The following is a 22,850-nucleotide window of genomic DNA, read 5'->3' as shown; positions in this document are numbered from 1 at the left end:
CGCCTCGCCACCGTTGCGGGTGGACACCGATCCACCCTGACGGCGAATCAGCTTTCCCTGCCCCACACACGCAGGAGCCTCGTTTCCTCACCCGGCTAAAGCCGGGCATATCCACGAAGGAGACACGATGAACGGCAGCACGATCATCCCGATAGCCATTCTCCTGATGGCCTTTTCCTCGATCACGGCGATCGTGACGTCGTACTTCAAGTTGCAGCGGCACCGCGCGGACGCCGCGGCGCTGACCGAGTACCACAAGCTCGCGGACCGGGTCACCGCCCAGCAGGAGGCAACGGGGGCCCAGTTGGCGGAGCTGACCGACCGGGTCAAGGCCGTGGAGAAGCTGCTGCAGAGCGTGGGCTGAGGCGGGCCGGGAGGGGCGACGGGCGGCGGCCCACGGGTGCTGCGGGTCCTGCGGGTTCGTGCCGCGGAAGGGGCGGCACCCGTACGACGACACCCGCGAAAAATTCTCCGCACCGCCCGGCAACCCCCGCCACCGCCGCACGTCGTCAGGGGTGAGGGCGCCATGAGGCGCCGCCCCGTCGAATGAACGTGGAGCAGCCGACCGTGAAGCTCACCCGTATCCCCCGCAGTTCCCAGGCCTACGCCACCGACCGCCCCGCCCGTTCCGCCGCCCGCCCGCGGCTGCGCGGCGCGGCCGGCGCCGGGCTGCTCGCGGCACTCGCGCTCACCGCGCTGTCGACGGCCGGCACCGCGCACGCCGACGACCGCGCACCGAAGCCGCAGCCCGCACACGCCGGCCGGGCGACCCCGTCCCCCGTCCCGACGACGCCCGGGCCGGACGGCAGCGCCACCCCGTCCCCCACCGTCCGTCCGACCTCCTCCGAAAGCCCCCGGCCGACCGCCGTCCCCAGCGTGCCGGGGCCCCGGCCGTCCACCACCGCCTCGCCGAGCACCAGCGCCGCGCCGACCGCGGCCCCCAGCGCCTCGCCGACCGCGGGCCCCCAGCGCGGTGACGGCCCGAAGGCGAGCCCCGCGCCGGTCAAGGGACGCGACGGGGGCAAGGAGCTCGCGCACACCGGCGCCTCCTCCGCGACCACCCTCGCGCTCGGCGGCGGTGCCGCGGCGCTGATCGCCGCGGGTGGCGGCACCGTCTACGCCGCCCGCCGCCGGCGCGGCTGATCCACCACACCAAGTCGCCCGCCCCGAGGAAGCGATGGAGTACTCCGTCGGCCGACACAGCGCCCCGGTACGGTTCGCCCTGCCGGGGCCTCGGCCTGCCCTGTGGCGGTGGCTGCTGCGCACCGCCCGCCCTGCGGCCGCCCACCGCGAAGCACCGGGCACCGGCCACCCGGCCCGGCACCCCGCGTACCCGGCGTACGGCCGGCCGGCAGACGGCCGGGACCGGTTGCCGGACGGCGGCGCCGGCCCGCCGCCCGACCCCCGGCCGACGATCAGCGAGCTCTACCATGCGCACCGGCTGAACATGGTCCGGCTGGCCGTACTGCTCGTCGACGACCGCGCCACCGCCGAGGACGTCGTCCAGGACGCCTTCGCCGCGCTCTACAAGCGGCACGGCGAACAGCTCGGCGAGGTCGACAACGCCCTGGCCTATCTGCGCACCGCGGTCGTCAACGCCGCCCGCTCCGTACTGCGGCGCCGGCGCACCGCCCGCGACTACACCCCGCCGTACGAGGCGGCCGCGCCGTCCGCGGAGGAGCGGATCGTGCTGGACGAGGAGCACCGGGAGGTGTTCGCCGCGCTCAGCGGACTGACCGCGCGCCGCCGAGAGGTTCTCGTACTGCGCTACTGGGGCGATCTGACGGAGGCACAGATCGCCGCGACGCTGGGCATCAGCCGCGGCTCGGTGAAATCCCTCGCCAGCCGGGCCCTGGACTCGCTGGAGAAGATCTTGGAGGCACGGTCATGAACGGCAGCGGCCCGGGCCCCGGCACCGGCGGCACCGCACCCGAGCGGCCCGTGGAGGACCGGCTGCGGCGAGCCTTCGCGGCGCGCGCCGACAGCATCGACATCCGGGATCTGCGGCCCGCCGCGCCCCCGGGGACACAGCCGCGCCGCGGCCGGCTGCCCGGCGCGAAGCGGCCCTGGCTGCGCCGCTTCGCGCTGCCGCTGGCGGCGGCCGCGGCGGCCACCGCCGTAGCCGTCGGCTATCTGGCGACCACCCCCGACGGCCCGCCGGCCCGGCCCTCGCCCGCGACGCCGCCGAGCCCTGTCGGCCCTTCGCCGGCCCCGACGCGTACCGGACCGGGGCCCACGCCGACCGAGCCGTCGGCGAGCCCCAGCAGCACCGCCGGCCCCTCCGGTTCGCAGCCGCCCAGCACCGACCCGGTACGGCCGCCCCGGAGCGCCCGTACGGGCACCCCTACATCCCGGCCGACGGACCGGACGGGCAGCCGGCCCCCCGAGACCACCCGCCCACCCACCGCGACCCCGTCGGACACCCCCACCCCCCAGGGCAGCCGAGCGCCCAACTCCTCCCCCACATCGGCTGGTTGACGGTCACACGGGGGGAGGTTTCCGGAGATCACCCGTCATTCCGGGGCGGTGGCGGCATCGAATGCGCCCCGGCATGGCCCGGGTAGGCGTTAGCCGCGCGTTAGCCGATCACCAGCGCCCGCGTCGAAGGTCGTGTACACGCCACCGTCCGGGGAGCCCGCCATGCCCTTCACCGTCACCGCCCGCCGGGCCGTCGCCGCCGGGCTGACCGCCGCCGCACTCTCGCTGACCGCCGCCTGCCACGGAGGCGCCGACAACAAGGCCGTCGACCCCGCCACCGCCGTATCGCCGGCCCCCACCTCGCCCTCCCCGGGGGACGACGGCGCCTTGTCCCCGCGCCCCGGCGGCCGGACCGCCTGTACGCCCGAGATGCTCCGGTTCCACGCCGGCGCGATGCCGCGCCGGGCCCACCGCATGCTGCTGACGGTCACCAACTACTCCGACCGGACCTGCGACTTCGCCGCCCAGCGCTACCCGCTGCTGCGGTTCGGCGAGGGCCGGCGGCCCGCCGTCCCAGCGATCGGGAACAGCAGGCCGCACTCCGTCGTCACGCTCGCGCCCAACGCCACGGCCTACGCCACCGTCACCACCTCCACGGCCGGCGGCCCGCACGGCAGGGGCAGGAAGATCTCCCAGTTCGGGGTGGCACTGGCCGCCCGCGCCACCCCCACCCAGGTCGGCCTGGACGACGGCGCCCCGGTCCATGTCGACCCGCGCACCGCCAAGGTCACGTACTGGCTGCCGAGCCTGACGGCCGCTCTGCAGTGGTGACCGGCGGGGGGGGGGCGGCACGGCGCACGGCACCCGCCGGATCGCGCCGCGCGCTGGTCCATTCGGGTCGCATCCGGCCGTATCTCCGGGCCGTCGCTCACCAATGATCCGAATTTGCCGCCAATGATCCTTTTGCACTGCTGCGGCATGGCTGCGCCCGGTGCCGCTCGCCCGGTAGGCTTTCCGTGTGATCTTCAAGCGCATCGGAAATGGGCGGCCGTACCCCGACCACGGCCGGGAAAGCACCCGGCAGTGGGCGGATGTCGCCCCGCGCCCGGTACGCCTCGACCAGTTGGTGACCACCAAGCAGCAGCTCGATCTCGAAACGCTGCTCGCCGAGGACTCGACGTTCTACGGCGACCTCTTCGCGCATGTCGTGAAGTGGGAGGGTGACCTCTATCTGGAGGACGGGCTGCACCGCGCGGTGCGCGCGGCGCTCCAGCAGCGCCAGGTGCTGCACGCCCGCGTACTCGAACTGGGCTGACACCCCGGGAACCGGCCGCCATCAGGCCGGAAATCCCCTCTTACCGCCTAGCTCCACCCAACCCGCCCTGTCCGGATTGGCCCTTTTGGGTTGGGTCTCGCGCCACGCGTTGATCATTTAGTAGGCACGGCCTGCCGCCCGCACTACGCTGCGCCCATGAGCATGCTGACGCCCCCAGGCATGGGCGGTAAGAAGTACCGCATCACGGGCGACAGGTATCCGCGGATGCGCCGTCCCCGCCACCGTCGCCGGATCGTCCTCACCATCGTCGCCGCGGTCTGCGCCTTCGGCCTGGTCGGCTGGGGGACCCTGCAGCTCATCGACGTCTTCGGTGGCCGCGGCAACACCGCCCAGGCCTCCCAGGAAAAGAAGCACTGCCCCCAGGGCGGCAAGACGGGCAAGGCGAACAAGGCGCAGGCCGGGACCACCGCGCAAAAGCTCCCCGCGCCCGCCACGCTGACCGTCAATGTCTTCAACGCCACCCCGCGCTCCGGGCTCGCCAAGCGCACCGCCGACGAGCTCCAGAAGCGCGGCTTCAAGATCGGCAAGGTGGGCAACGCACCGGCCGCCTACGACAAGAAGATCAAGGGCGCCGGAATACTTCTCGGCCCCAAGGCAGCCGTCGACGGCCCGCTGAAGGTGCTGGCCACCCAGCTCGCCGGCGCCCAGCAGAAGACCGACGACCGCAAGGGCGCCGAGCTCGACCTGATCATCGGCGACGCCTTCAAGGAGCTGACCGCCCAGCCGGCCGCCGCCAAGTCCCTGGCCCTGCTGTCCCGTCCGTCCCCGGCCCCCTCCGGCGACCCCAAGTGCTGACCGCACGCGTTCGGACCCCGCACCAGCTGGTGGTGCGGGGCCCGAACAATGATCAGAGGGGGGAGGTGCGGCTCGCTCAGCCGGCGGTGCCGTACATCCGGTCGCCCGCGTCGCCGAGGCCCGGCACGATGTAGCGGGCCTCGTTCAGCCGCTCGTCGACCGCCGCGGTGACCACCGTCACCGGCGTGCCGGCCAGCTCCTTCTCCATGACCTCGACGCCCTCCGGCGCGGCCAGCAGACAGATCGCGGTGACATCGTCCGCACCGCGCTTGATCAGCTCACGGATCGCCGCGACCAGCGTGCCGCCGGTGGCGAGCATCGGGTCGACGACGTACACCTGGCGGCCCGAGAGGTCGTCGGGCATCCGCGTCGCGTACGTGTGCGCCTCGTACGTCTCCTCGTTGCGGACCATGCCCATGAAGCCGACCTCGGCGGTGGGCAGCAGCCGGACCATGCCGTCCAGCATGCCCAGGCCGGCCCGCAGGATCGGTACGACCAGGGGGCGCGGGTGCGAGAGCCGCACACCGGTGGTCGCCGTCACCGGCGTCTCGATGTCGACCCGCTCGGTGCGCACATCACGGGTGGCCTCGTAGGCGAGCAGGGTGACCAGCTCGTCGGCGAGCCGCCGGAAGGTGGGGGAATCGGTGCGCTTGTCGCGCAGCGTGGTGAGTTTGTGCGCCACCAGCGGGTGGTCGACGACGTGGATCCGCATGACATCGACAGTAACCGAGCCGGAGAGCGCCGGCGCCCGCCGTGCGGTGCCCGGCAGCCGGACGCGGCAACAGGGCTTCGTCGGCATCAAACCACCGAAACGAGGGAAAGTGGGCACGTACGCCCGATTGGCTGCCGCGTTGTCGGGCGAAGATCCCACCCGAGGTGGTGTGCAGCGTGCCCGACCGTAAGCGGACCGACGACACGAACGACGCCGTCTTCGGGGCCCAGGGCTGCGACCCGGACCCCGAGAGCGAAGCGGCGCGCCGACGGCGCCGGGCCCAGTTTCTGCGGGAACTGCACGAGGCCAAGGCGCTGCGGGACCGCGTCCAACCGCGCCGCGCACGGGCCGAGCGGATGCGCCAGGTCATACGGATGCGCACATTCCGCTGGTAGCGGAACACCCTCGCGCGCCCGCCCACGCTGCGGCACGTGAGCGACATCTCGCACAACCTCCGCACGACGCAGCGCCGAAGACCCCGCGCGAACGCGTTGTTTCTGCCACGATTCCGAAGGGGCGGGACCAACGGCGTGCAGCGCCGCCCCGCCCGGCCCGGCACGCCTATGACCAGTGGGAGAGTCACGGTGTACTTCGCCGCACTGCTCGCGCGCACCGAAGACGGGTGGGAAGCGAGCGATACGGAGCTCGACGATGTGGAGACGCTGACCGATCTGGCCGATCTGGCCCGAGAGGCAGCGGTCGACGACGACACGGTGGTGGCCTTCATCGAGCAGGAGGACGCCTGGTACGGCGTCATCCGGGTGGACGGCGAGGAAGACCCACGGGTCTTTCTCTCCAACGCCGCCGCCGCCGCCAGAAGCTCGTACGGCGCGATGCTGACCGACGAGCTGCTCGGCCGCGACGATGACGACGCGACCGACGACCTCGACAGCCTCGACCTGGACGGCACGGAGGACGGCGAACCCGAATCGGACAACAACGTTGATGACGACGACACGCTGGACGCGGTGAACGGCTCGGACGGCCCGCCGCGCGGCCCGCTCGGCGATCCCCGGCTGCTGGAAGACCTCGGCATCGGCGAGAAGGAGCTGCTGTCCCTCAACGGCGACGCGCTCTCCTCCATCGCCGACGCCCTGGGCTGCACAGAAGTCCTGGAAGCCGTGCGCTGACCCCGCCCCGGCCCGCCCTCAGGGCGGCCCTTGGGGCCCCGCTCCCGGTCACGTCCCCGACACTGGGGACATGACCGTCCCCCCATCCGCCCCCCTCCCCTCCCCCGCGCCCGACCCGCTGCGCGCCCCCTGGATCGCGCCGATGCGGCAGGCGCTGGGCGAGGCCGCCCGCGCCCCCGGGACCGGTGATGTCCCGGTGGGTGCCGTCGTGCTGTCCGCGGACGGCACGGTCCTCGGCGCCGGCCACAACGAACGCGAGGCCACCGGCGACCCGACCGCACACGCCGAGATCCTCGCGCTGCGCCGGGCGGCGCAAGCCGTCGGGGAATGGCGGCTGACCGACTGCACGCTCGTCGTCACCCTCGAACCCTGCACGATGTGTGCCGGCGCGATCGTGCTCTCCCGCGTCGACCGCGTCGTATACGGCGCCCGCGACGCCAAGGCCGGCGCGGTCGGCTCCCTCTGGGACGTCGTCCGTGACCGACGTCTCAACCACCGCCCCGAGGTCGTCACAGGCGTCCTGGAAGCCGACTGCGCGGCCCAGCTCACCGCCTTCTTCCGCGACCGCTGACCGGCGCCCGGCCGCTGTCCGGCCGGCGTCAGGCGCCCGCGGCCGCCCCTCTCCGCCCGCTTCCCGGAATCCGATTTCGGCGCACGGCCACCCGTGGGCTAAGCTCTCTCTCGGTAGCGTGTCCGAGCGGCCGAAGGAGCGCGCCTCGAAAGCGCGTGAGGGGGCAACTCCTCCGTGGGTTCAAATCCCACCGCTACCGCTCTCAGGGCGAAGGCCCCGATCCTTTGCGGATCGGGGCCTTCGTCGTTCCCGGGGGGCCGGCGACGGCCGACAGCAAGGTGCAGGTTCCGTGATGACCCGGCAGAACATTCTGGTGACCGGCGGCGCGGGATTCATCGGCTCGCACTACGTCCGTACGCTCCTGGGCCCCGACGGCCCCGGCGATGTCCGTGTCACCGTGCTCGACAAGCTCACCTACGCCGGGAATCCGGCCAACCTCGACCCGGTGCGCGGACGGCCGGAATTCTCCTTCGTCCAGGGCGATGTCTGCGACCCCCGAACGGTCGGCGAACTCGTGGCGGAACACGATCAGATCGTGCACTTCGCCGCGGAGTCGCACGTCGACCGCTCCATCGCGGGCGCCGGCGCCTTCGTCCACACCAACGTCCTGGGCACCCAGGTCCTCCTGGACGCCATGCTGCGGCAGCACGGCACGGACGGCACCTTCGTCCACATCTCGACGGACGAGGTCTACGGCTCCCTCGACGTCGGCTCCTGGCCGGAGACCGACCCGCTCCGCCCCAACTCTCCCTACGCGGCCTCCAAAGCCTCCGGTGATCTGCTGGCGCTCGCCCATCACCGCACCCATGGCATGGACATACGGGTGACCCGCTGCGCCAACAATTACGGGCCGCACCAATTCCCCGAAAAGGTCATCCCGTTGTTCCTCACCCGTCTGCTGGACGGCAGAAAGGTCCCGCTGTACGGCGACGGGGAGAACATCCGCGACTGGCTGCACCTCGACGACCACATACAGGCCATCGAGCTGGTCCGCACCAGGGGCCGGGCGGGCGAGATCTACAACATCGGCGGCGGCACCGAACTCAGCAACAAGGAGCTGACGGACCGCCTGCTCACCGTGTGCGGGTACGGCTGGGACCGGGTGGAGTACGTCGAGGACCGCAAGGGACACGACCGCCGCTACTCCGTCGACTGCTCGAAGATCACGGCGGAACTGGGCTACCGCCCCCGCAAACCGTTCGAGACCGGCCTGCTGGAGACCTACGCCTGGTACCGGGACAACCGGGCGTGGTGGGAACCGCTGACGTAGGTCCGGTGCCAGGGCGTCTCTCAGGCGTTGCGCCGGCTCCTCGCGCGGCGGAAGAAGCGCACGATCAGCCAGATCACCAGGATCACGATGACCAGGAAGACGACGAACAGCACGACCAGGAAGATGCCGAGCTTCTTGAAGAAGCCGCGCTTCTTCTTCGTCTTCGACTTCCACTTCGACTTCTTGGACTTGAAGACCGTCTTGAGGTGGGTCGTCGAGTGGTGGTGGCGGTACGAGGCGTGCCGCGCCCACGTGCCGGGTGACGCGGGGGCGGCGGCGAGGCGTACGGCGGAGTCGGCGCCCCGGGCCGGGGCGCTCGCGGTGGCCGCCACGCGCGCGGTGTCCGTACCGCGGCCGGCCGCCGCTGCCGGTGCGACGGCCGCGGCCAGCAGGCCGATCAGCAGCGCCAGCACAACGGCCGGCCGGCGCCGGGTCATGAGCGGAACGGGGCGCGCGGTGGCGTACGACGAATCGGACTCGGGCCGTGCGGAGTTCATGGGCATTGTTCGGTCCCCCCTATGGATCGTGCGTTCAGCCATTATGGGCCGCGGCAGCCACCCCGGCCGAGGTCTCGACCTCCAGGAGGGAGGCGCTGTGGCGCTCGGCGTCGAAGGCCGCGCGGCCGCCCCGTAGCCCGAACAGCCGCTTGGTGACCGCGATGTAGAGCACCGCGAGGATGTTGATCACCAGCGTGGCGATCTTGAGCCAGCTGACCTTCTCCGTCAGCTCGTAGATCTCCAGCGGCAGGAACGCCGCCGTCGCCACCACCGTCAGATACTCCGCCCAGCGCTTGGCGCGCCACAGGCCCACGCCCTCGATGATCTCCACCAGGGCGTACACCAGCAGCAGCGCGGCCACCAGCATCAGGGTGGAATGGCGGTAGCCGAAGGTCTTCTGGATGGTGCCGACGACCGGTGAGTGGTCCAGGTCGTAGTGGAAGTGGCGGGCCACCGGGCGGATCACATCGAGGTTCTCGTCGAAGAACCGGCGGACCGCGTCCTTACGGTTGCTGAACTGCCAGACGCCGATCGCGGCCAGCACGATGAACACCCCGCGCACCGCTCGTTCGACGGCCAGGAACCGCAGGATGAACAGATCGCGCAGGACCTTGCCGCGCGGGACCAGCGGGGCGTCGTCGGCCGGCCCGGAGCCGCGCGGGTCGCCCAGGGCGAAGTCGCCGCAGCGCAGACAGCGCCATGCCTCGCCGAGAGCGGTGGCCGCGCGCAGCTTCTCCCGGAGGTGCTCCTCGTGCGGGAGGTAGGTGATGTGCCCGCGGCGCGCGCAGGTACGCCGGTCCCAGTCGATCTTCATCTTTGGAGCCCGTGGTCCTTTCCTCGTCCCACGCGGCCGTCCGCCGCGCCGCGGCGCGCTACCGCGCCCCGTTCTGTCGCGTACATGATGCACGCCTGCCGGGCGGTGGCCGCGCCGTACGCCGGGCCGTACGCCGAGCCGTACGAGGTGACAGACGCGAGGGCGGTTCCGGACGGTTGCACCGGACACGACAGAGCCCCGGCGGCGGGCCGGCGCCCGCGGTGAGGCCCTGGCCCCGGGCCCGGCGGTCCCAACAGGCGGGCGAAGGGCCCCGCTTGACAGGCCTTTGGTCCATGCGGTCCGGATCGGCGCTCGCGCCCGGCGGGGCGGCGGGCGAAGCGTCCCGCGAGCCGGTCCCGCGGGCGTGGCTCCCACGATCGAACACCTGTGGTTACACTCGCCCGACTGCAGCCGGGAGCTGCGGGGATTGCCGTAAGGGACTGCCGTAGGGGAGACGGGGACGATGGCACAGGCGAAGAAGATCGCGTTGTACATGATCATCGTCTTCGTGCTGTACACGATCATCACCTCCCCGCAGCGGGCCGCCGACCTGGTCCAGATAGGCTTCGAGGGCATCTCGTCCGCCGCTCAGGGCGTCGGCGAGTTCATGACCCAGCTGATCCACTAGGACCGGCCGCCCTGGCGGGCCCCTGGTGGTCGCCCGCCGCACGGAGGCACCTGTGATCCGCCACCTGGTCCTGTTCAAGCTCAATGACGGTGTCTCCCGCGACGAGGAGCGGGTACAGGCCGGCGCCCGCGCGTTCGCGGCGCTGAAGGACGAGATTCCGGAGCTGATGTTCTGGGAGAGCGCCTGGAACTTCACCGAGCGGCCCATCGCCTACGACTTCGCGATCAACTCGGCCGTGGCCGACAAGGACGCCCTCACGCGCTACCTGGAGCACCCGGCCCACCAAGCGGCCGCCGCCCAGTGGCGCGAATTCGCCACCTGGGTGATCGCCGACTACGAGGCCTGAGCCCCAGCGCTCCCACACCCCCGCGCAGCGCCCCTCGCCCCCACGGGCGGGGGGCTTTGCCATACCCCCGGGCCCGCCCCGCCGCCCACCTGCCGTCCATACCTTCCCCGGCCACCCAACTCTCTGTTCAACACGGCGTTATGGGGTGCTTGCACACAGTGCACATGTCTTGTGATGCTATGACCGCTTTTGCCGGATACATGCACTGTGAAGGGTGGCGTGACCGTGACGGCCCGTACTGCGCCCAAGGCTCCATCCCGCGAGAGCCGGAGCGCGGACACGCGGGCGCTCACACAGGTGCTGTTCGCGGAGCTGACGGACCTCGAACCCGGCACCCCCGAGCACACCCGCGTCCGTGCCGCACTCATCGAAGCCAATCTGCCGCTGGTCCGCTATGCCGCGGCGCGCTTCCGCAGCCGTAATGAGCCGATGGAGGACGTCATCCAGGTCGGCACCATCGGCCTGATCAATGCGATCGACCGGTTCGATCCGGACCGGGGCGTCCAGTTCCCCACCTTCGCGATGCCGACCGTCGTCGGCGAGATCAAACGCTACTTTCGAGACAATGTCCGCACCGTCCATGTGCCGCGCCGCCTCCACGAGCTGTGGGTGCAGGTCAACGGCGCGACCGAGGATCTGACGGTGCTGCACGGCCGCTCCCCCACCACCGCCGAGATCGCCGAGCGCCTGAAGATCGGCGAGGACGAGGTGCTGGCGTGCCTGGAGGCCGGCCGGTCGTATCACGCCACATCGCTGGAGGCCGCCCAGGAGGGCGACGGCCTGCCCGGCCTGCTGGACCGCCTCGGTTACGAGGACCCGGAGCTGGCCGGCGTGGAGCACCGTGACCTCGTACGGCACCTCCTCGTCCAGCTGCCCGAGCGCGAGCAGCGGATCCTTCTGCTGCGTTACTACAGCAATCTGACGCAGTCGCAGATCAGTGCGGAGCTAGGGGTGTCGCAGATGCATGTGTCGCGGCTACTGTCGCGGAGCTTCGCCCGGCTGCGATCCGCAAACAGGATCGAGGCTTAACCGGGACGGGCGACCCGTCCCCGCTCAGCCTGCGCAGATATGTCGACATGGCGCTACAGCGTGTTGCCGACATGTGACATTCTGCAGGAACCGCGTTTGCCGTAGCGCTGCCTCCGGTATTCAGGTGGAGGTATCACTCCTCGGTCCACCCCGGCCCGGGGATGCCGCAGCGACCTCAAGGGGGTGGCATGTCCGTAGAACTGGGCAGCTCGAAGGTGCTTCCCGCGATTCCCGCGCCCGCACCGCACGTGCATGACGACGACGCCATCAACACCCGCACGCTCTCCCGCTCCCTGTTCCTGCGGCTGGCCTCGCTCGACAAGGACTGCGCGGAGCGTACGTACGTCCGTGACACGCTCATCGAGCTCAACCTCCCGCTCGTGCGCTACGCGGCCGCTCGCTTCCGCAGCCGCAACGAGCCGATGGAGGACATCGTCCAGGTCGGCACGATCGGTCTGATCAAGGCGATCGACCGTTTCGATTGCGAACGCGGGGTGGAATTCCCGACGTTCGCGATGCCGACCGTCGTCGGCGAGATCAAGCGCTTCTTCCGCGACACGTCATGGTCGGTGCGGGTACCGCGCCGGCTCCAGGAGCTCCGGCTGGCCCTCACCAAGGCCAGCGACGAGCTCTCCCAGAAGCTGGACCGCTCCCCGACCGTCCCCGAACTCGCCCTGTGCCTGGGGGTGTCGGAGGAAGACGTCGTCGACGGACTGGCCGTCGGCAATGCGTACACCGCCTCCTCCCTCGACTCCCCCTCCCCCGAGGACGACGGCGGCGAGGGCTCCCTCGCGGACCGCCTCGGCTACGAGGACACCGCGCTGGAGGGCGTGGAGTACCGCGAGTCCCTCAAGCCCCTGCTGGCCAAACTCCCGGCCCGCGAGCGCCAGATCATCATGCTGCGCTTCTTCGCCAACATGACGCAGTCCCAGATCGGCGAGGAGGTCGGCATCTCCCAGATGCATGTCTCCCGCCTTCTCACCCGCACCCTGGCGCAGCTGCGCGAGGGCCTCATCTCCGACTGAGGAACGGTCCGCCGAGGGGCCGTACGACGCTCCGTGCCGCTCGGCGGACAGTTGTTGAGAATCGGGACCCACTTCACCCCTGTGAGCCGTGATTTCAGCGCGGCGTCAGCAGGCCATCAGCGCGGCGTCGCCGTGCCGCCGACATTGCGGATCATGCGCTGAACAACCGTGAGCGCGGCCGCATACTCCTCGTCCGTGATGCCTTCGTGGATCTCCGAACGCAGCTGGGCAACAAGCTCCTTGGTCCGCTCCTTGGCCTCTCGTCCGGCGTCCGTGAGCGTCAGACGGCCGACGCCGTCAACGGTGAGCCGGCCCCGGTACAGAAGGCTGTCGACCGCATGCCCCATCGCGTCCGGCCCCAGCTCCCCGAGGAACGCGTCCAGCCGCGCACAGACTTCCGCGCGGGTGAGCCCCTCCGCGGACGCATCGACATGATTCAGCGTCCACCACTGCGGCTGAGAGATGTCCGCCCGGGCCATCACGCCGCAGAAGCGCCTGGGAGGCCGCCCAGGTCCAATAGGCCACGGGCTGTGCCGCGAGGGCACCGACAACGGTCCGTTCGTTGTCTTTCGTCATGAAGAGCGACGCTAGGACCTCGATCAGACTTGAGGTCAAGAGCATCCCGCACCGACCTCTGTACACCTGACACTCCGTCAGCAACACTGGCCCGATGCGACGGACGACGACTGTTGCCTCCGCCTCGGCGGCCGTGCTGTGTCTGGGTGCCCTGCTGACCGGCTGCGGCAGCGCGGCCGAAACGGGCTATGTCGCGGTGGGCGCGGCCGACCCCGCCGACGGGCGCGCGCCGACGAAGGCCGTACCACCACAGGACGGCGTCGAGCTGACGCCACTGGACGGCGGCAAAGACCGCACAGCGCGTGGTGACGACGGAGGCGGCAGCGGTGGCCGTACGACTCCGGGCCGGGCCGGATCGGGATCCGTAACCCCGCAAAGCCCCGCCGACTCCGGCGAATCCGCCGCCCCGCCCGGCCCCTCCGCGCCACCCACGGGTGCCGGCGAAGACCGGCCCACCAAGCCCACCAAGCCCAACTCGCCTTCCCGGCCGGGCACTTCCACCCCGTCGCACGGCTCCCCCGGTTCCCCCTCCCCCGAGCCGCCCTCCCCCACCATCCCGGCCGGTCCGGAGGCCCCCGCCGGCCTCCTGGTCGGCAAGCCCGGCCTCGCCGACACCGACGCCCGCTGGTGCGAGAAGGTCACCCTCGACTTCCTCAACACCGGCGACCGCCCCGTCACCGCCGGCACCGTCACCTTCGGCACCCACATCATCGGCGCCCTCGGCATCGACTGGGCCACGATCACCTCCCCCCACAAGCTCCCGCTGCCCCTCGCCCCCGGCGAGAAGAAGACCGGTACCTGGCGGGTGTGCGTGGACGCCTGGCGGGTGCCGCTCGGTATGCATATCGACACCCGGGACGTGACCTTCACCTGGAAGTGACGAAGGGGCGAGCCGGGCCCGCCGTCAGGGGCCGCCGCGGCAGGAACGGTGGCGAGCGACGCCCGGAGTGCCTAGCGTCGAGACAAGGTCGGGACAAGGGTGTCGGACGCGGAGCGATGAGTTTCGCCCGGCGCAGCGGTCACTACAGACAGCGGTCCATCCGGGCACGAGGCCCACCCGCAGACCACGCCAGGAGAGTGCCATGCCCCAGATCACCCCCAACCTCTGGTTCGACACCGAGGGCAAGGAGGCCGCCGAGTTCTACTGCTCGGTGTTTCCCCACTCGAAGATCAAGAACGTCACCTACTACAACGAAGCCGGTCCCCGCCCCGCCGGCACCGTGCTGACCGTCGAGTTCGAGCTGGACGGCCAGCCGTACACCGCGATCAACGGCGGCCCGGAGTTCACCTTCAACGAGGCGGTCTCGCTGATGATCAACTGCGCCGACCAGGACGAGATCGACTACTACTGGACCAAGCTCTCCGAAGGCGGCGAGGAGGGCCCCTGCGGCTGGCTGAAGGACAAGTACGGACTGTCCTGGCAGGTCGCCCCCGGTGGCATGGCCGAGATGCTGAACGATCCGGACCAGGAGCGTGCCGCCCGCGCCATGAAAGCCATGTTCGGCATGAAGAAGATCGACATCGCCGCGCTGCAGGCGGCGGCCGACGCGACGTGACGCACCGCCGACGCGCCCGGCAGCCGGCGATGACAGGATGCGGGGGTGACGACAAAACGCCCGGATCCCTCCGTTGCACACCTCGCCGGTCCCGACCCCTGGCCGTCCGCGGAAGCGATCCACAGCGATCTTCTCGCGGCGAAGGCGCTGATCTACGACCCGAGCGGATTCAGCTGCTCGCCGCCGGAACCCGAGGCGGAGAGCGCCGAGTACGCGGCACACGGATTCACCCTGGACGGCTCCTGTGTCCGGTTCCGGGCGGCCAAAACGACACCGACGAAGGTCGGTCAGTTCGTCACGGTGTGGAAGCGGTCGCCGGAAGGGCCGATCCAGCCGTTCGACGCCGCGGATCCCGTCGATCTCTTCGTCATCAGCTCCCGTGACGGCGACCACTTCGGGCAGTTCGTCTTTCCGCGCGAAGTGCTCTGCGAGCGGAACGTCGTCTCGACGAACGGCTCCGGCGGGAAGCGCGGGTTCCGCGTCTACCCGCCGTGGGTCACGACAACGAACCGCCAGGCCCGCACCACGCAGGCGTGGCAGGTGCCGTACTTCCTCGACGTACCCGCGGACGCGCCCCTCGACACGGCCCGCGCCCGGGCGCTCTACCACCCGTAGGCGCCGGCCGCCTTCGGCTCGACGACAAAGACGGCAAAGGGGCCTGCACTCGACCGGTCGGTCGTGCGCAGGCCCCACGCCTGTGGCAGGTCGGGCTACTTCGCGAAGCCGTAGTCCATCAGCTTCTTCGCGTCCGCCGTGCGGTTGGCCACCGAGGAGGAGGCGAGGACCGTGCCGATGACGGTCTTGCCGTTCCGGGTCGCGGCGAAGACCAGGCAGTACTTGGCCTCCGGGCCGGAGCCGGTCTTGACGCCGATGGTGCCCGAGTAGCTCCCGAGCAGCGCATTGGTGTTCTCCCACGACATGTAGCGGTAGCCGCCGCTCTTCGTGGTGACCTTCTGCTTGGTCGACTTCGTCTTCACGACCGTACGGAACGTGGAGTACTTCATCGCGCTGCTGGCGAGCTTCGTCAGATCGCGCGGCGTCGAGTAGTTCGCACCGTGCCCTATGCCGTCGAACGAGTCGAAGTGCGTGTTGGTCAGGCCGAGGCTCTTGGCGGTGGAGTTCATCTTGCCGATGAACGACTTCACGCGCGCGTCCCGCGTGGTCCCGCTGCCGAACTTGTCGGCCAGCGCGTACGCCGCGTCGCAGCCGGACGGGAGCATCAGCCCGTAAAGGAGCTGACGGACGGTGACCTTGTCGCCCACGATCAGCCGGGCCGAGGACGCCCAGTCGTTCGCGACGATGTAGTCGCTGTACGCCTTCTGGACCGTGACCTTGGAATCCAGGTTGAGGTTCGGCTGTGCGAGCACCACCCGGGCCGTCATGATCTTGGTGGTGGAACCGGTCGAACGGCGGGTGTCGGCGGCCTTGGTGAACAAGGTCTTACCGGTGCCGTTGTTCATCACGTAGCCGCCCTGGGCGACGATCGAGGGCGTCGCGGGCGCGGCGGCCTGTGCCGGGGCGGCGAACGCCCCGGCCGACAGGACGGCTCCGGTCGTGAGGGCGACCGCGGACAGCCGACGAAGACGCTTGATGCCAGTTTTCAAAGTGAATACTCCAAATGACCCTGCAGTACGGCTACATGAGTCTGCCGCTTGCCCATGAGACGCATGAGACGGGCCAATGGATGTGCGCTCGGCAGAGGTTTTTTCGGATATCCCAGATATCCGGATTCCGGGGTCGGATACCGGGTGGGATACCGGGCCTTGGGCGCTTCCCCTTGTCCTTACGTCTCGCGGAGGCCGGGGTGCCGCCCCGGCCTCCGGGACGTTAGTGAGGTGTTAGCTGATCACCAGCGGGGGCGGTCAGTGTGGTGTACACGGACCGAGGAACGGACCGGAGAACGGAACGCACCGACCACAAGGGGGACCCCGATGTCGCACCACAGCCTGCTCCGCCACGGCCGCAAGGCCGCCGTCGCCACCGTGATCGCGGCCGCCGCGCTCTCGCTGACCGCCTGCCAGAGCGGCAAGTCGGACGCCGCGGGAGCCCCGAGCGCCGCCGCATCCGCCGACGCCGGATCCGGCTCTGGCTCCGGCTCCGGCTCGTCCGCGGCGCAGGGATCCGACACCCCGGCCGCCGGTCCGAAGGCCGGCCAGGGCTCCTCCTCGAACGGCTCGGGGGCTGCTGCCCGTAACGGCTCGAAGGCCTCCCACACCTCCGCCAAGGGCGGTTCCGCCGCTCGCTGCACCACCGCCACCCTCCAGGCCGGCTGGGGCTCCTCGGGCGGCGGCGTCCCGGACATGCACAGCGACGCGCAGCAGACCGCCGCGGTATGGCTGAAGAACATCGGCGGCCGCAGCTGCACCATCAGCGGCTTCCCCGGCGTCCAGATCAAGGGCACCGACGGCGGCTCCCTCGATCTGCCGCGTTCCTCGAAGAAGCCGGTCCCGGTCGTGCTCAAGCCGGGCGGCACGACGTCCTTCACCATTCAGCTGCTGCCCTCGGTCAGCAGCGAGGACAAGAAGGTCGAGCCGGAGATGGTGCTGATCACCCCGCCGAACGAGAAGCAGCACTTCCAGCTGAAGTGGCCCTACGGCGGCGCCATCCTGGACCAGTCCGGTGCCACCCACCCGGGCACCTTCGTCAACCCCGTCAACATGCCCTGACCAGGCAGTACGCCTCAGGACCGGCTGCGGTTCCGTCCCGTACGGGTCGGGCGCGGGGCGGGGCGGCGGTGGACGCCCACCTCGCGCAGCGCCCGGGTGGCCACGTTCACGGCCGCGGGGGAGGCGTCCGCGAAGACGGCCTCGTGGGCCTCCGCATTGGCGCGGACGGCACGCTCGGCGGTGGTCACACCGTCCGCCGTCAGCCGGATCATGGTGCTGCGGCCGTCGTCCGGTGAGGGCTCGCGGACCACCAGGCCACGGTCGGCCAGATGGTTGATGACGTTGCTGGTGCCGCCGGAGGACAGCAGCAGGGCGCGGGCCAGTTCATTGGGCTTCATCCGGTACGGCTCGCCGGCCCTGCGCAGCGCTATCAGGATGTCGAACTCGGCTACCGTCAGGCCGAGTTCGGGCAGCACTCCGCGGGTGGCCTCGTCCAGTGCGCCGGCGAGCAGCACTATGCGCTTCGACAGCTCGGTCGTCGGGCGGAGCACATCCGGCAGCTCGGAGCGCCAGGCGCCCATCAGCGCGTCGACGGGGTCGGGTCCTGGGGTGGGTCCTGCGGTCACATCAGGAGAATAATTCAGCACCGTGATAGCTTTCTACAAAGCCTTTCCAGAAAGCTATCTTCCGAGCGTGCTGAGGGAGACCGCCATGGGGACCGCGCACCACCACCCACCGCGCCTGCTTCTGCGGGGCGGCCTGGTCATCGACACCGACCCACAACCCGTCGTCCACCCGCACACCGATGTCCTCGTCGAGGACGGCCGGATCGCGGCCGTGGGCGCCGCGCTGCCCCTCGACGACGCCGACCCGGGCCTTGAGGTGATCGACGCCCGCGCGCTGATCGTGCTGCCCGGCTTCGTCGACACCCACCGGCATCTGTGGCAGGCGGTCCTGCGGTCCGCCGCGGTCGACGAGAGCCTCGACAGCTACCTCGGCCGGATCCTCGGCGATCTCGCGGGCCGCTTCACCCCCGCCGATGTGTACACCGGGAACCTGCTCGGCGCGCTGGAGTGCCTGGACGCGGGGATCACCACCGTCCAGGACTTCTCGCACGTCCAGTACTCGCCGGAGCACAGCGCGGCCGCCGTACAGGCGCTGCGCGAGGCGGGCATCCGCGCCGTCTTCGGCTACGGCTACCCCGTCTTCGACGACGCCGCCCGCCGCGCCGACTGGGTACGCCAGGTGCACGCCGAGCACTTCGCCTCGCGCGATGCGCTGGTCACGATGGCCCTCGCCCCCGTCGGCCCGTCCTTCGCGCCGGACGAGGCCGTGCGCGAGGACTGGCTGCTGGCCCGCGAGCTGGGGATGCGGATCGCCGTCCATGTGCAGGCCGGGCCGGTGGCACAGCGGCCGATCGCCGCGCTCCACGAGCAGGGGCTGCTCACCGCCGGCACCCTGTACGTGCACGGCAATTCGCTGCCCGACTCCGAGCTGCGACTGATCGCCGACTCCGGCGGCGCGGTGGCGATCACCCCGGCGATCGAGGCCTCGATGCGCTTCGGCGCCCCGATGGCGGGGCGGCTGCGCCGGGCCGGCATCACCACGGGGCTGGGCGCGGACGCGGTCACCTCCGCGCCGAGCGATATGTTCTCGCAGATGCGCGCCGCGTTGATGAGCAGTCACTTCGACGGTGACAACGGCTCCGGGGCGTCCCCCATCAAGGCGGCGGATGTACTGCGACTGGCCACCGCCGAGGGCGCCGCGGCCCTCGGACTGGCCGACGAGGTGGGCTCACTGGGCATCGGCAAACGCGCCGACCTTGTGCTGCTGCGCGCCGATGCGATCAACCTCGCCCCGGTCGCGCACGACCCGATCGGGGCCGTGGTGACCGCCGCGCACCCCGGGAACGTCGATACGGTCCTGGTGGCCGGGCAACCGGTCAAGCGCGGGGGGCGGCTGATGTACGGGAAGGTCGACGGCGTACTGGCCGAGGCCCATCGGGCCGCGGAGCGGCTCGGGACAGACCGCTAGGTTGAGCGAAGGCCTTGAGGGTCTGCTTGTGCGCGCACCGGTGCCGCGGCGGTGTGGACCTTGTTGTGGATCAATTCGAGCCAGAGATCGGGCTTTTCGGCGGACACCTGGCCCCATACCTCGGCGAGGAAGGTATCCGCCGGTGGCTCGGTTCCGAACCGGAGGGCCTTGCCGCCGTCGGTGCCGCACGATCGGGAGATGTGAGTTTTGCGCCTGAATCGATCCGCCCTGTCCGCAGGAGCGACGATCAGCCGCGGCCCGGGACCCGGCGTCCCGCCGGCCGGCCGGCCGGCCGGCGGGACAACTTCGAAGAGGGCCCGTCAGTTCGCGTCACCAGCTGACGGCGTCGTCCATCGACTGCTGCCAGTACGTGACCTTGAGGGAGTCGTCGACGTAGATGCCCTTGGCGGGCAGTGAGGGGTGGGCACCCGTGCCGACGCTCTCATTGCCGGAGGGGCCGTGGAAGTAGACGTCCAGGGACTTCTCCGTGCGGCCGTGGGAGCCGCTGCCGTCGGCCGCGGACAGGTTCACGGAGGCGTAGCCGGACTCGCCCGGCTTGAGGGTGACGACGGCCTGCGGCTGGGACGCCTCGATGACCGGCGGCACGGACTGGGCCTCGCCGAAGTGGACGGCCGGGTAGGAGTAGAGGTAGCAGGTGCTGCTGCCGGTGTTGGTGACCGTGAGCAGCATGTGGTTCACGGGGCGGTTCAGGGGGGCCGCGACCGTCTTGGTGTTGGAGCCCTGGCACGTGACGGCCTTGCCTCCGGTGCCGGTCTTGCCGTTCCCCGACGCCGCGGGGGTCTTCGTCGCGGGCGCCTTCCCGGCCGGCTTCGAACCGGCGGGCGCGGGCTTCGCGTCGTCGTGGGAGGAGGAGCCGGAGCCGGACGAGGGCGACGCGGTGGCGGAGGCGTTCGTGGACGAGCCCTCGTCGCGGACGCCCGAGCTGTCGTTGCACGCCGTCAGGGAGAGGGCGGCGAGCACGCCGGTCGCGGCGGCGGTCAGGAGACGGGTGCGGGACTTGCGGATGCTGGACATATGTGGCTGATCCCCTTCGGCGGTGCGGTGGTTGTGGTGCTTGGATGACCAGAGCTTGTGGGGGGATCTGTCCCAGCCGCCACGAATGCCGGGCAGTTGGGGACGCCGGAACGCAGGAACGGGCTTTGACCAGGGGAAACGTAAGGCGCCTGGAACGCGGGAATGGGACGCGCGGGGCCACACGGGGAAGGGGAACAACGGTGCCAGGGGCGACAGGGGCGACAGGGGCGACACGGGCCGCCGGGGACGTGGACGCGTTCGCGGAGCTGCTGCGAGGGCTGAAGGAACGCTCGGGGCTGAGCTACGGGACGCTCGCCAAGCGGCTGCACATGAGTACGTCGACGCTGCACCGTTACTGCAACGGCACCGCGGTGCCGGCCGACTACGCGCCGGTCGAGCGGCTCGCGCGGGTGTGCCGGGCGACCCCCGAGGAACTGGTCGAGCTGCACCGGCGGTGGATTCTGGCGGACGCGGCGCGGGGGCGTAAGGGTCCAGGGCCGGATGGGGTGGTGCGCGGTGCCGGGGAGCCCGAGGGGGCGCCGACACCTGATGCGGCGGTGCCCGGCGCCGGGGACCGCCTTGGGGACCCTGCCGATTCGGGTGATGGGCTGCCCGAGGTGGCGGGTGGGACGGAGCCGGCGTCCGTGGTCGCTGAACGCCGCGAGCCCAGCGGAAGTGATGAACCGGTTGTCGGCGGCACCGTCCTGTCCGCTCCCGTGCGGCCCCGTCGGCGCCGCACCACGCTCATCGCCTCCGTCGCCGCAGCCGCCGTTCTGGGAGCCGTCGTGCTCGCCGTGAATCTGCCGTCCTCCGGAGGCGACGGCGGTGACCAGAAGGCCGCCGGGGCCGCCGGCACCGGGACCGGCACCGGCACCAGCACCGGCACCGGCACCGGCACCGGCCGAGCGAACGACAAGCGGCCGTCCGCGTCGGCCTCTCCTTCCCCCTCCCGGAGCGCGAAGACCGGCAGACCCTCCGCCTCGCCGTCGGAGTCCGCAGCCCACAACGGCGGGGGCGCCGCCGAGCACACCGGCGGCGTACCGCTCAACGTCGCCATCCGCCCCTACGTCTACGACAGCCCGTGCAGCCAGCACTTCCTGGTCGACAGCGAGCCCGAACAGGTCGGCCCGCCCGCCGCCGAGCAGGACGCGCCCCGCTGGGCCGCCGCGTACGGCGCGGCCTCCTCGGGGGAGCAGCGCGTCGCCCTCACCGTGCAGGGCACCGGGAAGGACACCGTCGTCCTGGAGGCGCTGCACGTACGCGTCGTCGCGAAGGGCGCCCCGCTCGCCTGGAACGACTACTCGATGGGCGTCGGATGCGGCGGCAACGTCAACACCAAGTCGTTCGACATCGACCTCGACAACGGCAGGCCCACCGTCACCGTCAAGAACGGCCAGCGCGACTTCCCGTACAAGATCAGCGAGTCCGACCCGGAAGTCTTCTACGTCACAGCCCACACCAAGGCGCACCAAGTGCGCTGGGATCTCGCCCTGGTCTGGTCCAGCGGCGACCGCCACGGCACCGTGCACATCGACAACAACGGCACCCCGTTCCGCACCAGCGCCAACACCGGCCGCCCCGGCTACGACTACCCGCTGGGCGGCAGCGAGTGGATCAGGCGGGAGCAGTAGTCACGAACGCGACGCCGAAGGGGCAGCGCGCCATGCCGAGCCGCTCATACGTCGCGATCGCGGGCGCGAGGTCCGCGTGCACCATCAGCGCGGCCCGCCCGGGCCGAACGGCCCCAGGCGGACATCCATCGATGAACTGCGCTTCTGCCTCCGCAGGTTGAGCGAGGCACTGCGGGACGCTCTGCGGGTCGCCGAGAGCAGGGGCGGCCGCGTGACGTAGCGGGCGAACGAACAATCAGGGGCCCGGCATGACCATGCCGGGCCCCGTACGCGTAAAGACGATGACGAACGACTCGTTACGACAGCGCCAGCCACGCCGCGCCCGCGACGACCAGGATCGCGACGATCACGCCGAGGATGACGCCCATACGGGGGCCGGCCGACTGCTGCGGGGCCGGTGCGCGGCGGCTGCCGGCCTGCGGGGTGCCGCCCTCGTCCACGAAGGCACGGAACATCTGCGTGCTGCCCGCCGGGTCGTAGTTGCCGCCGGCCTGGTTCTGCGGGTTGGTCGCCATGGGGAAGGACCCTAGCGAACCGGGGGCGACAGGGCACCCCTGGGGCGCGTGCGAAGCGCCTACGAAGCGGGGACCGGGCGCCTACAGGGCATGGACGAGGGCGCGGGCGGGCCGTCTGGGGTATCCCGCTACCGACCGGTATCGACCCGGCCCGCCGTCCCGGCTCCGACCTGCACCTTTACGTGGTCCATCGGCTCCATTGACCAACCCCCGGTCCAGACTTTTCGACCCCTTTACCCCTGCCTCCACCAAATCGTTTGCCTTCAGCAACCAACATTGCTTATGGTTGCCCCAAGCAACAAAAGATGCAGGGCATGAGATGTGCG

29 protein-coding genes and 1 tRNA gene are annotated in these 22,850 nt (G+C 70.9%); 22 read left to right on the top strand and 8 right to left on the bottom strand.

Annotated elements, in window-relative coordinates; all coding sequences use genetic code 11:
* The first annotated feature begins 127 nt into the window (after positions 1-127).
* The 7 genes from KI385_RS24255 (at position 128) to KI385_RS24225 (ending at position 4,549) form a co-directional block, all read left to right on the top strand.
* On the top strand, positions 128-364 hold the full coding sequence (locus KI385_RS24255) for a hypothetical protein (protein ID WP_238574235.1): 237 nt from the start codon (positions 128-130) through the stop codon (positions 362-364).
* Positions 365-546: 182 nt separating this feature from the next.
* A complete protein-coding gene (locus tag KI385_RS24250) occupies positions 547-1,143 on the top strand; it encodes an LAETG motif-containing sortase-dependent surface protein (RefSeq protein WP_238574234.1) in 597 nt (198 codons plus the stop codon).
* A gap of 34 nt (positions 1,144-1,177) precedes the next feature.
* On the top strand, positions 1,178-1,891 hold the full coding sequence (locus tag KI385_RS24245) for an RNA polymerase sigma factor (RefSeq protein WP_238574233.1): 714 nt from the start codon (positions 1,178-1,180) through the stop codon (positions 1,889-1,891).
* Positions 1,888-2,478, top strand: a complete 591-nt coding sequence (locus tag KI385_RS24240; RefSeq protein ID WP_238574232.1) for a hypothetical protein — start codon at positions 1,888-1,890, stop codon at positions 2,476-2,478. Before KI385_RS24245 ends, KI385_RS24240 begins: the two co-directional genes overlap by 4 nt.
* A gap of 162 nt (positions 2,479-2,640) precedes the next feature.
* Positions 2,641-3,249, top strand: a complete 609-nt coding sequence (locus KI385_RS24235) for a DUF4232 domain-containing protein (RefSeq protein ID WP_238574231.1) — start codon at positions 2,641-2,643, stop codon at positions 3,247-3,249.
* Between the two features lie 187 nt (positions 3,250-3,436).
* Positions 3,437-3,733: a type II toxin-antitoxin system VapB family antitoxin gene (locus tag KI385_RS24230; protein WP_030084955.1), complete on the top strand. Its 297-nt coding sequence runs from the start codon at positions 3,437-3,439 to the stop codon at positions 3,731-3,733.
* A 156-nt stretch (positions 3,734-3,889) separates the two neighbouring features.
* Positions 3,890-4,549 (top strand): LytR C-terminal domain-containing protein, encoded by a 660-nt coding sequence (locus KI385_RS24225; RefSeq protein ID WP_238574230.1) that lies wholly within the window; start codon positions 3,890-3,892, stop codon positions 4,547-4,549.
* A gap of 76 nt (positions 4,550-4,625) precedes the next feature.
* Here the strand turns inward: KI385_RS24225 and upp are convergent, their stop codons facing one another.
* A complete protein-coding gene (gene upp / locus KI385_RS24220) occupies positions 4,626-5,261 on the bottom strand; it encodes a uracil phosphoribosyltransferase (RefSeq protein ID WP_127152181.1) in 636 nt (211 codons plus the stop codon).
* 176 nt (positions 5,262-5,437) lie between these two features.
* Here upp and KI385_RS24215 point away from each other — a divergent pair, with 176 nt between their 5' ends.
* The 5 genes from KI385_RS24215 (at position 5,438) to rfbB (ending at position 8,232) form a co-directional block, all read left to right on the top strand.
* Positions 5,438-5,656 carry a hypothetical protein gene (locus KI385_RS24215; RefSeq protein ID WP_238574229.1) on the top strand — a complete coding sequence of 73 codons (219 nt, stop codon included), beginning with the start codon at positions 5,438-5,440 and terminating at the stop codon, positions 5,654-5,656.
* A gap of 189 nt (positions 5,657-5,845) precedes the next feature.
* Positions 5,846-6,391: a tRNA adenosine deaminase-associated protein gene (locus tag KI385_RS24210; protein ID WP_238577828.1), complete on the top strand. Its 546-nt coding sequence runs from the start codon at positions 5,846-5,848 to the stop codon at positions 6,389-6,391.
* A 70-nt stretch (positions 6,392-6,461) separates the two neighbouring features.
* On the top strand, positions 6,462-6,962 hold the full coding sequence (gene tadA / locus KI385_RS24205) for a tRNA adenosine(34) deaminase TadA (protein ID WP_238574228.1): 501 nt from the start codon (positions 6,462-6,464) through the stop codon (positions 6,960-6,962).
* 112 nt (positions 6,963-7,074) lie between these two features.
* Positions 7,075-7,161 (top strand) — tRNA-Ser (locus KI385_RS24200).
* Between the two features lie 93 nt (positions 7,162-7,254).
* Positions 7,255-8,232, top strand: coding sequence for a dTDP-glucose 4,6-dehydratase (gene rfbB, locus KI385_RS24195; protein ID WP_238574227.1), 978 nt, complete (start codon positions 7,255-7,257; stop codon positions 8,230-8,232).
* A 20-nt stretch (positions 8,233-8,252) separates the two neighbouring features.
* Here rfbB and KI385_RS24190 read toward each other — a convergent pair whose 3' ends face one another.
* Complete coding sequence (locus tag KI385_RS24190) at positions 8,253-8,729, bottom strand: hypothetical protein (protein WP_238574226.1); 477 nt, start codon at positions 8,727-8,729, stop codon at positions 8,253-8,255.
* A 34-nt stretch (positions 8,730-8,763) separates the two neighbouring features.
* Positions 8,764-9,543 (bottom strand): DUF2127 domain-containing protein, encoded by a 780-nt coding sequence (locus KI385_RS24185; RefSeq protein ID WP_238574225.1) that lies wholly within the window; start codon positions 9,541-9,543, stop codon positions 8,764-8,766.
* Between the two features lie 463 nt (positions 9,544-10,006).
* Between KI385_RS24185 and KI385_RS24180 the strand changes: the two genes are divergently transcribed.
* From KI385_RS24180 to KI385_RS24165, 4 genes are all read left to right on the top strand, one after another.
* Positions 10,007-10,171 (top strand): hypothetical protein, encoded by a 165-nt coding sequence (locus KI385_RS24180; protein WP_181923851.1) that lies wholly within the window; start codon positions 10,007-10,009, stop codon positions 10,169-10,171.
* Between the two features lie 52 nt (positions 10,172-10,223).
* The gene (locus KI385_RS24175) at positions 10,224-10,517 is read left to right on the top strand and encodes a Dabb family protein (RefSeq protein WP_238574224.1); all 294 of its coding nucleotides are present in this window, start codon (positions 10,224-10,226) and stop codon (positions 10,515-10,517) included.
* 219 nt (positions 10,518-10,736) lie between these two features.
* Complete coding sequence (locus KI385_RS24170; RefSeq protein ID WP_030084976.1) at positions 10,737-11,546, top strand: RNA polymerase sigma factor SigF; 810 nt, start codon at positions 10,737-10,739, stop codon at positions 11,544-11,546.
* A gap of 188 nt (positions 11,547-11,734) precedes the next feature.
* Positions 11,735-12,571 (top strand): RNA polymerase sigma factor SigF, encoded by an 837-nt coding sequence (locus KI385_RS24165; protein WP_085928175.1) that lies wholly within the window; start codon positions 11,735-11,737, stop codon positions 12,569-12,571.
* Positions 12,572-12,687: 116 nt separating this feature from the next.
* Here the strand turns inward: KI385_RS24165 and KI385_RS24160 are convergent, their stop codons facing one another.
* Positions 12,688-13,050 carry a MarR family winged helix-turn-helix transcriptional regulator gene (locus KI385_RS24160; protein ID WP_238574223.1) on the bottom strand — a complete coding sequence of 121 codons (363 nt, stop codon included), beginning with the start codon at positions 13,048-13,050 and terminating at the stop codon, positions 12,688-12,690.
* Positions 13,051-13,241: 191 nt separating this feature from the next.
* On the opposite strand from KI385_RS24160, the gene KI385_RS24155 reads away from it, so the two are divergent.
* The 3 genes from KI385_RS24155 to KI385_RS24145 all read left to right on the top strand — a co-directional run bounded on the left by KI385_RS24155 (position 13,242) and on the right by KI385_RS24145 (position 15,318).
* Positions 13,242-14,027: a hypothetical protein gene (locus KI385_RS24155; protein WP_238574222.1), complete on the top strand. Its 786-nt coding sequence runs from the start codon at positions 13,242-13,244 to the stop codon at positions 14,025-14,027.
* Positions 14,028-14,229: 202 nt separating this feature from the next.
* Positions 14,230-14,703, top strand: a complete 474-nt coding sequence (locus KI385_RS24150; protein WP_238574221.1) for a VOC family protein — start codon at positions 14,230-14,232, stop codon at positions 14,701-14,703.
* 150 nt (positions 14,704-14,853) lie between these two features.
* Entirely contained in the window at positions 14,854-15,318 is a 465-nt protein-coding gene (locus KI385_RS24145; RefSeq protein ID WP_238577827.1) for a MepB family protein, read from the top strand.
* Between the two features lie 95 nt (positions 15,319-15,413).
* Here the strand turns inward: KI385_RS24145 and KI385_RS24140 are convergent, their stop codons facing one another.
* Positions 15,414-16,307, bottom strand: coding sequence for a D-alanyl-D-alanine carboxypeptidase family protein (locus KI385_RS24140; RefSeq protein ID WP_238574220.1), 894 nt, complete (start codon positions 16,305-16,307; stop codon positions 15,414-15,416).
* Positions 16,308-16,634: 327 nt separating this feature from the next.
* Between KI385_RS24140 and KI385_RS24135 the strand changes: the two genes are divergently transcribed.
* On the top strand, positions 16,635-17,369 hold the full coding sequence (locus KI385_RS24135) for a DUF4232 domain-containing protein (RefSeq protein ID WP_238574219.1): 735 nt from the start codon (positions 16,635-16,637) through the stop codon (positions 17,367-17,369).
* A 14-nt stretch (positions 17,370-17,383) separates the two neighbouring features.
* Here the strand turns inward: KI385_RS24135 and KI385_RS24130 are convergent, their stop codons facing one another.
* Positions 17,384-17,935, bottom strand: a complete 552-nt coding sequence (locus tag KI385_RS24130; RefSeq protein WP_238574218.1) for a MarR family winged helix-turn-helix transcriptional regulator — start codon at positions 17,933-17,935, stop codon at positions 17,384-17,386.
* A 67-nt stretch (positions 17,936-18,002) separates the two neighbouring features.
* On the opposite strand from KI385_RS24130, the gene KI385_RS24125 reads away from it, so the two are divergent.
* Positions 18,003-19,343, top strand: coding sequence for an amidohydrolase family protein (locus KI385_RS24125; RefSeq protein WP_238574217.1), 1,341 nt, complete (start codon positions 18,003-18,005; stop codon positions 19,341-19,343).
* 330 nt (positions 19,344-19,673) lie between these two features.
* On the opposite strand, the gene KI385_RS24120 is transcribed toward KI385_RS24125, so the two are convergent.
* Positions 19,674-20,378 (bottom strand): DUF4232 domain-containing protein, encoded by a 705-nt coding sequence (locus tag KI385_RS24120; protein WP_238574216.1) that lies wholly within the window; start codon positions 20,376-20,378, stop codon positions 19,674-19,676.
* A gap of 200 nt (positions 20,379-20,578) precedes the next feature.
* Between KI385_RS24120 and KI385_RS24115 the strand changes: the two genes are divergently transcribed.
* A complete protein-coding gene (locus tag KI385_RS24115; RefSeq protein ID WP_238574215.1) occupies positions 20,579-22,009 on the top strand; it encodes a helix-turn-helix domain-containing protein in 1,431 nt (476 codons plus the stop codon).
* A 296-nt stretch (positions 22,010-22,305) separates the two neighbouring features.
* Here the strand turns inward: KI385_RS24115 and KI385_RS24110 are convergent, their stop codons facing one another.
* Positions 22,306-22,524 carry a hypothetical protein gene (locus tag KI385_RS24110; protein ID WP_238574214.1) on the bottom strand — a complete coding sequence of 73 codons (219 nt, stop codon included), beginning with the start codon at positions 22,522-22,524 and terminating at the stop codon, positions 22,306-22,308.
* Positions 22,525-22,850: the final 326 nt, after the last annotated feature.

The sequence above is a fragment of the Streptomyces inhibens genome (assembly GCF_022221585.1).
Classification (GTDB): domain Bacteria; phylum Actinomycetota; class Actinomycetes; order Streptomycetales; family Streptomycetaceae; genus Streptomyces; species Streptomyces inhibens.
This window is presented reverse-complemented; position numbering and strand designations above follow the sequence as displayed.

Excerpts from the sequence above, each read along its gene's own strand:
- rfbB (WP_238574227.1), top strand. The coding sequence starts at position 7,255 with ATGACCCGGCAGAACATTCTGGTGACCGGCGGCGCGGGATTCATCGGC.
- KI385_RS24250 (WP_238574234.1), top strand. The coding sequence starts at position 547 with ATGAACGTGGAGCAGCCGACCGTGAAGCTCACCCGTATCCCCCGCAGT.
- KI385_RS24190 (WP_238574226.1), bottom strand. The coding sequence starts at position 8,729 with ATGAACTCCGCACGGCCCGAGTCCGATTCGTCGTACGCCACCGCGCGC.
- KI385_RS24160 (WP_238574223.1), bottom strand. The coding sequence starts at position 13,050 with ATGGCCCGGGCGGACATCTCTCAGCCGCAGTGGTGGACGCTGAATCAT.
- KI385_RS24255 (WP_238574235.1), top strand. The coding sequence starts at position 128 with ATGAACGGCAGCACGATCATCCCGATAGCCATTCTCCTGATGGCCTTT.
- KI385_RS24225 (WP_238574230.1), top strand. The coding sequence starts at position 3,890 with ATGAGCATGCTGACGCCCCCAGGCATGGGCGGTAAGAAGTACCGCATC.
- KI385_RS24150 (WP_238574221.1), top strand. The coding sequence starts at position 14,230 with ATGCCCCAGATCACCCCCAACCTCTGGTTCGACACCGAGGGCAAGGAG.
- upp (WP_127152181.1), bottom strand. The coding sequence starts at position 5,261 with ATGCGGATCCACGTCGTCGACCACCCGCTGGTGGCGCACAAACTCACC.
- KI385_RS24245 (WP_238574233.1), top strand. The coding sequence starts at position 1,178 with ATGGAGTACTCCGTCGGCCGACACAGCGCCCCGGTACGGTTCGCCCTG.
- tadA (WP_238574228.1), top strand. The coding sequence starts at position 6,462 with ATGACCGTCCCCCCATCCGCCCCCCTCCCCTCCCCCGCGCCCGACCCG.
- KI385_RS24240 (WP_238574232.1), top strand. The coding sequence starts at position 1,888 with ATGAACGGCAGCGGCCCGGGCCCCGGCACCGGCGGCACCGCACCCGAG.
- KI385_RS24155 (WP_238574222.1), top strand. The coding sequence starts at position 13,242 with ATGCGACGGACGACGACTGTTGCCTCCGCCTCGGCGGCCGTGCTGTGT.
- KI385_RS24235 (WP_238574231.1), top strand. The coding sequence starts at position 2,641 with ATGCCCTTCACCGTCACCGCCCGCCGGGCCGTCGCCGCCGGGCTGACC.
- KI385_RS24120 (WP_238574216.1), bottom strand. The coding sequence starts at position 20,378 with ATGTCCAGCATCCGCAAGTCCCGCACCCGTCTCCTGACCGCCGCCGCG.
- KI385_RS24185 (WP_238574225.1), bottom strand. The coding sequence starts at position 9,543 with ATGAAGATCGACTGGGACCGGCGTACCTGCGCGCGCCGCGGGCACATC.
- KI385_RS24180 (WP_181923851.1), top strand. The coding sequence starts at position 10,007 with ATGGCACAGGCGAAGAAGATCGCGTTGTACATGATCATCGTCTTCGTG.
- KI385_RS24165 (WP_085928175.1), top strand. The coding sequence starts at position 11,735 with ATGTCCGTAGAACTGGGCAGCTCGAAGGTGCTTCCCGCGATTCCCGCG.
- KI385_RS24135 (WP_238574219.1), top strand. The coding sequence starts at position 16,635 with ATGTCGCACCACAGCCTGCTCCGCCACGGCCGCAAGGCCGCCGTCGCC.
- KI385_RS24110 (WP_238574214.1), bottom strand. The coding sequence starts at position 22,524 with ATGGCGACCAACCCGCAGAACCAGGCCGGCGGCAACTACGACCCGGCG.